Consider the following 10675-nt stretch of genomic DNA (forward strand, 5'->3'; position numbering starts at 1 on the left):
TGCTCCCGGTGGCCCTCGTGGGCCGCCGATCTTCCGGGCCCGTGGCCCCGCGGCCCAGCGTAGGACGCGCGCGTGCCCGAACCCCCGCGGTGGCGCGGGGTGTCGGGCACGCGCCGGACGGGTTCACCCGCCCGTCGTCACCGTCCTCCGCACCCCAGCCCGGCGTGCTCCGCCGTCGTCTCCGACGTGACCGCCGCGCCGTCGACCGTCGCGGATGCCCGGACGACGACGCCGCCCGCCGGGACGTCCGCCGCGCGCACCGCGAACGACTGGTACGCGCTCCGCCCCGGGGCGACGGCGGGGAACTCGCGCGTGCCGTAGGGGGTCTCGACGACCAGGTCGACGGGGCCGTCGTGCTCGTGGCTCGCGACGACCGCGACGTACGCCTTCCCGGCGAGGCAGCGCGGCTGCGCCGTCACCGTGACGGGGAGGTCCGGCCCGGGGCCGCCCGTGCCCGGGTCGTCCGCGAACACGCGCCACTCCGTGACGGCGACGGCGGAGTACGTGCTGCCGTTGCCGTTCGCGGTGAACGTCGCCCGCAGCCGCGACGTGGTGACCGGGTCGAAGGTGACCGTGTTGAAGGCGGTCGTGCTCGTGCCGTACCCGGAGGGGTTCGCCACCGGGGCCCACGCCTGCGCCGCCTCGTCCCAGTACTCCAGCGCCCACGCGTCGGGGCGGACGACGCCGTCCCCGGTGCCCGGGTTCGAGTCCCGCCAGAACTTCAGCTCGGCGCCCGTGAGGCGGACGGGCCGGGGCCAGTCGTACCGGACCCACTGGGTGGCCGGGCGCGTCCCGGACCACGTGCCCCAGATCTGGGCCTGGCTCGGGTTCGCCGGGTCGGCCCCGTCGTTGAGGGCGCCCAGGCTGTTCCACCCGGCGGTGTACGACGCGCTCGCCGTCGCGATCGACGCGACGTTCCCCGTGAGCGGGCCGGAGACGTCCGCCGGGACCGTGACGACCTTCGGCGTCTCCGCGTTGCCCGCGGCGTCCACCGCGCGGAACGACACGCGGTGCTGGTTCGTGTCCGGCGCCGCCACCGGACCGTCGTAGGTTCGCCAGGCCCCGGTGCCGATCGCGTACTCGACGCGCGAGACGCCGGAGGTCGCGTCGGTCGCCGTGACCGTCACGGTGCGCGCCGCGGCGTCGAGCACGCCGCTGCTGACCGGCGCCACCCGGTCGATCCGCACGTCGAGCGACACCTCGTCGGAGAGGTTGCCCGCGCGGTCCGCGGCCGTCGCCACGACGCGGTGCTCGCCGTCCCCGGTCACCGCGACCTCGGCCGTCCGCACCGGGTCCGTGACGACGGGCGCACCGTCGTCGACACGCGTGGTGAGCACCACGCGCCCGCCCGAGTCGTCGGTGCCCTCGACGCGCACGCGCACGTCCGAGCGGAACCAGCCGCCGCTGCCTGCGCTGCCGAGCGGCGTGAGGGTGAGCGTCGGGGGCGTCTCGTCGCCCGGTGCCGGCTCCGCCGGGACCACCGTGACGTCCGTCGTCACCCGTCCGCCCGCGTACCCGAGCACCGACCCGTCCACCGTGAACGAGCCCGGGGCGGCGACGTCGTCGGCCCCGACGGGGTCCCAGAACGCCGGGACCTGGAGCGTCTCGCCGCCGGGGTAGGTCACCGGGACGGTCCTGGGCAGGTCCGTCTCGCCCACCTCGACCGTCGCGCCGGGCGCCTCGACGGCGGCGGGCTGCTCCGCCAGGACCTTCCACTCCTCGACGGCCACCGCCGAGTAGGTGCTGCCGTTCGTCGAGGCGTCGAGGACCGCGCGCACCTGGGTCGTCGTGACCGGCTCGAACGTCGTCTCCTGGAAGCCGCTCGTCCCGGTGCCGTAGCCGCTCGGGTCGCGCACGTCGACCCACGCGCCGCCGTCGGCCGCGTCCCAGTACTGGATGCGCCACGACGCGGGCGCCGCGACGCCGACGCCCGTGCCCTGCGGCTGGTCGTTCCAGAACTCGATCTGCGAGCCGGCGACCCGCACCGGCTGGTCCCACGTGTACTGGACCCACTGCTGGGCCGGGTTGTTCCCCGTCCACGTGCCCCACATGTCCGGGGGCAGCGGGTTCGGCCGCACGATCTCGTCGTTGAGCGCCTTCTTCCAGTACTGCGTCGGCACGGGCTCGTTGGAGACCGTGACCGTCGCCTCCTGCGCGACGTTCGCGCGCGGGGTCGTGTCCCGGACCTTCTCCGGCGTCGTGACGACCTGCTTCATCCGCGGCGGCGACTGCGTGTCGTCCCACTCGACCCGGTCGATCGCGACCGAGCGGCGGAAGTGGTTGCCGCCCTCGGCGTCCGCGGTGTGGTACGCGATCCACCACTCGCCGTCGAACTCGAGGATGCCCGGGTGGCTCGTGGTGGAGGACACCGGGGCGAGGACCGTGCCGCGGTACGTCCACGGACCCTCCGGCGACGACGCCGTGCCGTACGCGATGCACGCGTGGTAGTTCGCCGGGGTGCAGGCCGACGCAGGCCCGGCGTTGTTCCCCGCGTACGCCAGGTAGTACGTGCCGTTGCGCTCGAACGCCCACGCGGCCTCGAAGAAGCCGGTGAGGCCCGTGACCGTGCGGACCTGGCCGACCGGCGTCCTCATGTCCCGGCCCAGCTCGAGCATGCGCAGGTTCGAGAAGCTGCCCCACCAGACGTAGACGCGGGCGTCGTCGCCCTCGCCGTCCACGAGGACCGTCGGGTCGATGTTGTGGATCGTGTTCGGCGTCGGGACGCGCTGGGAGATGATCGGAGCGCCCACGTGGTCCGTCCAGGGGCCCGTCGGGGACTCCGAGACCGCGACGCCGATGCCGAACGCGTCGCTCGCCGGGCTGTCCGCCTCGTGCACGGGGACGTACCAGTAGTAGCGCCCGTCCACGCCCTGCACGACCTGGCCCGCGTAGGCGCGCCCCGGCGTCGCCCAGTCGAAGACCTCCTCCGGGCGCATGAGGGACGGGTGGTGCGTCCACTCCCCCGCGTCGACGTCGCTCGTCACGAACGCACCCCACTCGTTCATGATGAAGTCGTTCTGCCGCGGACCGGCCTCGTCGTGGCCGGTGTAGACGTAGAGCTGGTCGGTGCCCGTGTCGTTGCCGGGCGCGCCCGCGGGCACGACGAGCGGGGCCGGGTCGGCCGAGTAGTAGCTCCCGTCCCCGAGGATCGGGTTCTCCGTGCTCGTGAACGTGGAGGGCTCCGCCGCCGCGGCGGGCGGGGCCGTGCTCGCGGCGATCCCGGTGAGCGCGAGGGCGCCGCCCACGACGCTCGCGACGACGCCCCGCGCGGGGCTCCGCCCGCGGGACGGCCGGGTGCTGGTCCTGTCGGTCATGGGCTGGTCTCCTGACGGTCGGGCCGCGTCGGTGCGGCCTGCGGGTCCTGCGTGGAGGTCGTGCGCCCCGGGAGTTCCCTCGGCCCCCGGGGCGCACGGTCGTGGAGCCCGTGCCGGCGGGCAGGGCGGACGGTCCGACGATCAGTACCGGCGTGCGGGGACGGCGGTGACGCCCCCGCGGGCGGGGGTCGGACGCGTCACCGCCGGGCGCCGCCGTGGCGGTCCGGTGGTCAGGTGCCGGGCGGGCCGAGAGCGGCCCGCACCGTGGCGGTGCGTCGTGCGGGCCGCCCTCGCGCTCGCGTCGTCACGGGCGTCCACCTCTCGTCGTCGAGCCGGTCGTCGTGCCGACCATGCCACAGGCAGAAACCGCTTCGCAATGGTTTTCGGCCCGTCGGTAGAGGGACGAGCGCACGCCTCCGCGCGGAAGTCTCTGAGGATCCCAGGAAAAGCCCGGGATTCCGCGGCGCGGACGCCCAGTCGCCGGGACAAGGAGAGCCCTGCGGAGGAAACGTCAGTCGGGGCGGTTTTCGGTGCGCTCCGCGCGCTCGCGGTGCTCCGCCCGGGCGCGGGCCCGCGACGTGGCGATGGACACCAGGACGCCGACGACGACGAGGTCCAGCACGATCTGGACCATCGCGACCATCTTGGCGGCCTCGCCCGTCGGGTGGACGTCGCCGTAGCCGACCGTCCCGAGCGTCACGACGGCGAAGTACAGGGCGTCGGTCCGGTTCTCGATCCCCACGAACTGGTCCGCGAGGAGGTAGTAGACGAGGGCGAAGAACGTCACGACCGGCAGCAGCAGGCCCATGACGGACTGGACCCGCACGCTCGGCGTCTCCCACGCGCGGAGCTGGCGCCGCACCTGGACCACGAGGAGCCCGCACAGCAGCGCCAGCCCGACGCCGAAGGAGACGAGCTGGACCACCTCGGGCGCGTCGTCGTCGGGCAGCGGCACGCCGTAGTAGACCGTGAGGCACGCGGCCGTCGAGGTCACCGTGAGGATCGGCGTCCACCACGGGCTGTCGTGCGGGAGGCCGCGCTTGCGCATGGGCCCAGCATCCCGCGCCGACGCCCGCTCGTCGCGGCGTGCGGCGGCGTGCCGGTGTCAGGGGCGCTGGCTAGGTTGGGGCGCGTGACGTCGTCGACCACCGCGGCCCGCTCCGCGGCCGCCAAGCGAGCCCGCCCCGCCTACCGCTGCAGCGAGTGCGGGTGGACCACCGCGAAGTGGGTGGGCCGGTGCGGCGAGTGCCAGGAGTGGGGCACGGTGACGGAGGACGCCCCGGCCGCCTCGGGCCCCCGCACCACGGCCGTGTCCCCCACGCGCTCCCCCGCGCGCCCCATCGGCGAGATCAGCGTCGAGGCCGCGCGCGCCACGCCCACCGGCGTGTCCGAGTTCGACCGCGTGCTCGGCGGCGGGATCGTGCCGGGCGCCGTCGTGCTCCTCGCCGGGGAGCCGGGCGTCGGCAAGTCGACGCTCCTGCTCGCCGTGGCGAGCAACGTCGCCGCGGGCGGCTCCGACCTGCCGACGGTCCGGCCCGCCGGAGACCGCGCGCCTGCGGAGCCCGCGCGCCCCGCGCCCGTCCCGCGGCGCGTCCTCTACGTCACGGGCGAGGAGTCGGCCGGGCAGGTGCGCCTGCGCGCCGAGCGCGTCGGCGCCCTCGCGCCCGGCCTGCTGCTCGCGGCCGAGACGGACCTCGCGACCGTCCTCGGGCACATCGAGGCCACGGAGCCCGACCTGCTGGTCGTCGACTCCGTGCAGACCGTCGCGTCCGCGCAGGTCGAGGGCGCGCCCGGCGGCGTGAGCCAGGTGCGCGAGGTCGCGGCGTCGCTCATCGCCGCGGCGAAGGCCCGCGACCTGCCCGTGATCCTCGTCGGGCACGTCACGAAGGACGGCTCGGTCGCCGGTCCGCGCACGCTCGAGCACCTGGTCGACGTCGTGTGCCAGTTCGAGGGCGACCGGCACTCGCGCCTGCGCCTCGTCCGCGCCGTGAAGAACCGTTACGGGCCCACGGACGAGGTCGGCTGCTTCGACCTCACCGAGAACGGGATCGTGGGGCTCGCCGACCCGAGCGGCCTCTTCCTCTCGCACACCGGCGCGGGCGTGCCGGGCACGTGCGTCACCGTGACGCTCGAGGGCCGTCGGCCGCTCGCGCTCGAGATCCAGTCGCTCGTCGTGCCGAGCTCGCTGACGAACCCGCGCCGCACCACGAGCGGCGTCGACTCGAGCCGCCTCGCGATGATCCTCGCCGTCATGCACCGGCACGCGGGCGTGCGGCTCGTCGACCAGGACGTCTACGCGTCGACCGTGGGCGGCGCCAAGGTCACCGAGCCGGCGGCCGACCTCTCGATCGCGCTCGCCGTCCTGTCCGCGCGGGAGGACGAGGCCCTCCCGCAGGGCACCGTCGCGTTCGGCGAGGTCGGCCTCGCCGGGGACATCCGCCCCGTCGCGGGCCTCGACCGCAGGCTGGCCGAGGCCGCGCGGCTCGGCTTCACGCGCGCCGTCGTGCCGCGGGGGTCGTTCCCGCGCCCCGTCGAGGGCATGACGATCCACCCGGCGCGGCACCTCGGCGAGGCGGTCGAGCTCGCGCGGAGCTGAGCGCGCGGGCCGCGGCCGGGCAGCCGCCGAGCAGGGCCCGCTCGGGGCCCGACGGCCGCCCCGCCGCGGTGGTCAGCCCCCGAGACCGGCCGAGCGACGCCGTCGCACCAGCAGGACCGTCCCCGTGCCGGCGGCCACGGCCAGCCCAGCCAGCACCGTGAGCAGCGCGACGCTCGCGCCCGTGGTCGCGAGCGGGCCGCCGCCACCGGGGGCGGGTGCGGCCGTGGCTCCCGGCTCGGAGGGCTCGGGCGCCGGCGTCGTGGGCGCGGGGTCGTCGTCGTTGGTCACGGTGCACGTCACGGCGTCGTCGGGCCCGACGACGACGACGTCGTCCTCGACCGCGAGCGCCGCACCCTCCCCGTCGGCGCACTCCCACCCGAGCGTGGTGTAGCCGGCGGGCCCGTCCTCGGCCAGCGCGTACGACCCCTCCTCGACGGGCACCGCGGTGACGTCGTCGCTCCCCGAGGCCCCCGTGACGACGAGGTCGCCGGTCTCGGGAGACCCGGACGCCGTGAGCGTCCAGTCGGCGGGGGCGGCGGTGCCGCCGTCGTCGTTGACGACCTCCTTGACCAGCGTGAGCATCGGCGGGCACACGACCTCGTTCGTCACCTCCACCTCGCGCGTCGGCGACCCCGCCGTCGTCGTGAAGGGCAGCGCCTCGTCGACCGCCTCGCCGTCGACGGACGTCACGCGCGCACCGGTGAGGACGCAGCCCGCGGGGAGGGTCGTCGTCTCGTCCACGACGACCTCCTGCGCGCCCCCGTACCCGCCCCGCTCGGCGCCCCACGGCTGGGCGCTCGGCCCGGTGCCGTCGGGCCCGGTGAGCGTGAGCGCGGCCTCCAGGCCCTCCGGCTGCTCGCCCTCGGCGAAGGCCTCGCCGCGGACGACCCACGTCTTGTCGACGACGACCGCGGACTGCGGCCGGTTGCGGATCGTGCAGCTGACGAACCCCGACGGCGGGAGGTCGACCGTGAAGCCGGTGGCCCCGGAGCTCTCGACCGCGACCGGGGCGTCCTGCGCGAGCTTGTCGACGCACACGGCGTTCGCGCCGGCGGCGGTGACGAGGTCGTAGCCGTCCTGCTGGGTCTCCGCGACGGTCAGGGTCGCGGTCTGGGGCTGGCCGCCGTAGTCGACGTCGAACACCACGCTGCCGGTGCCGTCGTCGGGCGTCGCCTGCGTCGGCGGCGTGACCGTGACCCCGGTCGTCGTCGTGCCGGCCGAGATCTCCCACCCCGGTCCCGCGGGCACCGCGCCCGTCACGTCCTCACCGAGGTTCTCCGCGGGGACGAGCTCCTTGGTCACGGTCAGCCGCGACGCGCAGCCCGAGAGGAGCACGTCGCGGAGCGCGGACCCCGCGGACTCGAAGTCGGCCAGGTCGAAGTAGTCGGCCGACCCCGGGTCGCCGCCCTCGTAGAAGGTCTCGCCGGAGAGCGCCCGCAGGTTGAGGCGCGTCACGTCGTCGATCCCGCTCCCGACGCCGAGCGCGAGGAGCCGGGATCCCCGCGCCTTGACGGCGTCGGCGGAGTAGATCCCGTTCTCGACGTCACGGAAGTGCGTGGTGCCGCCGCTGCCGAGCAGCGGGTCGGCGCTGAACCGCGTCGGGTTGCCGTCGGTGAGCAGGACGACCACCTGGTAGTCCGGCGCGGCCTGCGCGACGGCCCACAGCGCCTGGTCCCAGTTGGTCCCGGACCCCGTCGCCCAGTCCGCGTACTGGGCCTTGAACGCGTCCGCGCCGCCCTGCGTCGAGACGGGGACGAGCGTCGGGGCGTTCCCGCCGTTCGTCGCGGGCGACGTCCCGTCGAACGAGAAGACCGCCATGCGCGACGGCGTCCCGACGAGCGCGTCCGCGATCGAGTCGGTCGCGGCCTTGAGGTTCGTCACCTGGCTGCCCAGGGACGCCGACAGGTCGAGCACGAGCGCGACGTCGACCCCGCACTGCGCGGAGAACGCCGGGTTCGTGCGCGACTGCTGCCACACCCCCTCCGAGTCCGTCTCGGGGCGGCCGCTGCCTGCGCTGCCGAACATGAAGGGCGGCTCGGCCGCCAGGGAGCTGTACGTCTGGCCCGCCTCGAGCGGCGGCGTGAGGAACTCGTACGGCCGGGCGACGGAGCCCGACCCGCTCCCCGCTCCCGTCCGCAGGGTCGGGTTGGTGTACCACCCGGCGGGCGCCGACAGCTGGCGGACGAGGAACCGCGCCCCGGCGTTCGCACCCCCCGGGCCCGTGGCCGGGACCACGAACGAGCAGTCCCCGTCGGCGTCGGAGGTGCACAGCGCCCAGGGCTGGTCGACCGGCTCGGGCGTCGCGCCCTCGGTGTACAGCCCGAGCACGACGCCGGGCAGCGGGGCGACCTCCCGGGTCCCGACCCGGTCCCCGCCGACGCGGACGGTCACGACGGCCTCGCCCTCCCCGGGCTCGGGTACCTCGGCCACGGCCGAGGTGCCCGTGGCGAGAGCCGCGAGGCCCACGAGGACGAGCGTCGCGGCGCCCGCCGCGACGGACCTCCCGACCTGTGCGAACGACCGACGACGGTGCACGTGCCCTCCCCAGCCGCTCCGGTGACCTGTCTCGACCACCCACTCTGACGGAGCGGTCCGGAGGCGGCCACCGGTGCGCGCGGCGCCCGGACCCGGCACGCCCACGACGCCGAGACCGGATCGTGACCGCTTTGTGGCGCGGCGCCGGGGTTTTCCGGAGGTGCGGAGGGGCTCGCAGCGTAGGATTCCCCCGTGGCCAACTCCCCCGCGCACCCCGACGAGCTGCTCCGGGAGACCCTCGCCGCCGTGGCACCGGGCACCGAGCTCCGTGACGGTCTCGAGCGCATCCTGCGCGGCCGGACCGGCGCGCTCATCGTGCTGGGCCTGGACAAGGTCGTCGAGGAGATGTGCTCGGGAGGCTTCCAGCTCGACGTCGGGTTCTCCGCGACGCGGCTGCGCGAGCTGTCGAAGATGGACGGCGCCGTCGTGCTCGACCGCGACGCCAACCGCATCCTGCGCGCCGCCGTCCAGCTCCTGCCGGACCCGACGATCGAGACCACCGAGTCCGGCACGCGGCACCGCACCGCCGAGCGCGTGGCCAAGCAGAGCGGCTTCCCCGTCATCTCGGTGAGCCAGTCGATGCGGATCGTCGCGCTGTACGTCGGCGGGCAGCGCCACGTCCTGGAGGACTCCGACACGATCCTGTCGCGCGCGAACCAGGCGCTCGCGACCCTCGAGCGCTACCGCGCGCGCCTCGACGAGGTGTCCGGCACGCTGTCCGCGCTCGAGATCGAGGACCTGGTCACGGTGCGCGACGTCTGCGCCGTCGTGCAGCGCCTCGAGATGGTCGCGCGCATCTCCGAGGAGATCGCCGGCTACGTCATCGAGCTCGGCACCGACGGCCGCCTCCTCGCGCTCCAGCTCGACGAGCTCATCGGCGGCATCGGCTCGGACCGCGAGTTCGTCATCCGGGACTACGTCGACCTGGGCCGCAAGGACCGCTCGCTCGCGGAGGTGCAGAAGGCCCTCGGGGGCCTCGACTCCACGCAGCTCCTCGACCTCGGCCAGATCGGCCGCGTGCTCGACCTGCCGGGCGGCGGCGACGCGCTCGACGCGGCCGTCGCGCCGCACGGGTACCGCCTCCTGTCGAAGGTGCCGCGCCTGCCCGCGACGATCATCGACCGGCTCGTGGCGCACTTCGGCGGCCTGCAGAAGCTCCTCGCCGCGAGCATCGACGACCTCATGACCGTCGACGGCGTCGGCGAGCAGCGGGCCCGCGCGGTGCGCGAGGGCCTGTCCCGGCTCGCGGAGTCGAGCATCCTCGAGCGCTACGTCTGACGCTCCGACCGTCCGCACGACGCACACGGAGGGGACCGTGGACCACGTCGACGAGTGGTCGGCACTGGCCGACGCCTGGGCGCGCTGGTGGGCGCCCGCCGCCGAGCCCGCGCAGCGGGCGATCCTCGACGCCGCGGGCGTCGGGCCGGGGTCCCGTGTGCTCGACGTCGGGTGCGGCACGGGCGAGCTCGTCGCCCTGGCCGTGGCCCGCGGGGCCGAGGCGGCCGGGTGCGACGCCGCCGCCGGGATGGTCGACGTCGCCCGGCGCCGCAGCCCGGGCGCGGACCTGCGCGTCGCGCAGGCGGAGCGACTCCCCTGGCCGGACGACTCCTTCGACCTCGTGACGCTCGTCAACGCGCTCGCCTTCACCGACGTCGCGAGGACGCTCGTCGAGTGCCGCCGCGTGGGTGGGCTGGTCGCCGTCGCGACGTGGGCCGAGGACGAGCTCAACGACCTCACCGTGCTCGAGCGCGCGGTCGCGGGCGAGGACCACGAGCCGAGCGACGAGAGCCGCGAGGAGGGGCACCTCGGCGCGCTCCTCGCGGAGCACGGCTTCACGCCCGTGACGGAGGGCGTCGCGGACGCGCCGATGGTGCTCGCCGACGCGGACGACGTCGTCGCCGCGATCATGTTCGGCGAGTCGGACGAGCTGCGCGCCGAGCTCCGCCCCGACGTGCTCCGCGCCGCGCGACCGTTCCGTCGTCCCGACGGGTCCTACCTGCTGCGCAACACCTTCCGCTGGGCCCTGGCCCGTCGCTGACGCGCGCCCGACCCGCCGAGGGAGCCCTGGTAGCGCGAGGTGGAGCCGTGGTTGGCCGAGGGAGAACCCTGGTCGTGCGAGGTAGAGCCCTGGCCCGCCGAGGTAGAACCCTGGTCCGCTGAAGGAGAACGTCCATCGACGACGGATGGCCGCGATCCCACAGTCGAAGACCGTGGTGCTCTCGTTCTCGCT

At 75.3% G+C, this 10675-nt stretch carries 6 protein-coding genes; 3 read left to right on the forward strand and 3 right to left on the reverse strand.

Annotation, left to right across the window (positions count from 1 at the left end; genetic code table 11):
* Positions 1–137: 137 nt before the first annotated feature.
* A complete protein-coding gene (locus B9L22_RS01985; RefSeq protein WP_086149026.1) occupies positions 138–3314 on the reverse strand; it encodes a family 43 glycosylhydrolase in 3177 nt (1058 codons plus the stop codon).
* Positions 3315–3825: 511 nt separating this feature from the next.
* Entirely contained in the window at positions 3826–4362 is a 537-nt protein-coding gene (locus B9L22_RS01990; protein ID WP_086149027.1) for a potassium channel family protein, read from the reverse strand.
* 84 nt (positions 4363–4446) lie between these two features.
* On the opposite strand from B9L22_RS01990, the gene B9L22_RS01995 reads away from it, so the two are divergent.
* Positions 4447–5910 (forward strand): DNA repair protein RadA, encoded by a 1464-nt coding sequence (locus B9L22_RS01995; protein ID WP_086149028.1) that lies wholly within the window; start codon positions 4447–4449, stop codon positions 5908–5910.
* A 72-nt stretch (positions 5911–5982) separates the two neighbouring features.
* Here B9L22_RS01995 and B9L22_RS02000 read toward each other — a convergent pair whose 3' ends face one another.
* A complete protein-coding gene (locus B9L22_RS02000) occupies positions 5983–8445 on the reverse strand; it encodes a VWA domain-containing protein (protein WP_198947178.1) in 2463 nt (820 codons plus the stop codon).
* A 192-nt stretch (positions 8446–8637) separates the two neighbouring features.
* Between B9L22_RS02000 and disA the strand changes: the two genes are divergently transcribed.
* Positions 8638–9723, forward strand: coding sequence for a DNA integrity scanning diadenylate cyclase DisA (gene disA / locus B9L22_RS02005; RefSeq protein ID WP_034654928.1), 1086 nt, complete (start codon positions 8638–8640; stop codon positions 9721–9723).
* A gap of 37 nt (positions 9724–9760) precedes the next feature.
* Entirely contained in the window at positions 9761–10483 is a 723-nt protein-coding gene (locus tag B9L22_RS02010; RefSeq protein WP_086149029.1) for a class I SAM-dependent methyltransferase, read from the forward strand.
* Positions 10484–10675: the final 192 nt, after the last annotated feature.

The sequence above is a fragment of the Cellulosimicrobium sp. KWT-B genome (genome assembly GCF_002127155.1).
Lineage (GTDB): Bacteria > Actinomycetota > Actinomycetes > Actinomycetales > Cellulomonadaceae > Cellulosimicrobium > Cellulosimicrobium funkei.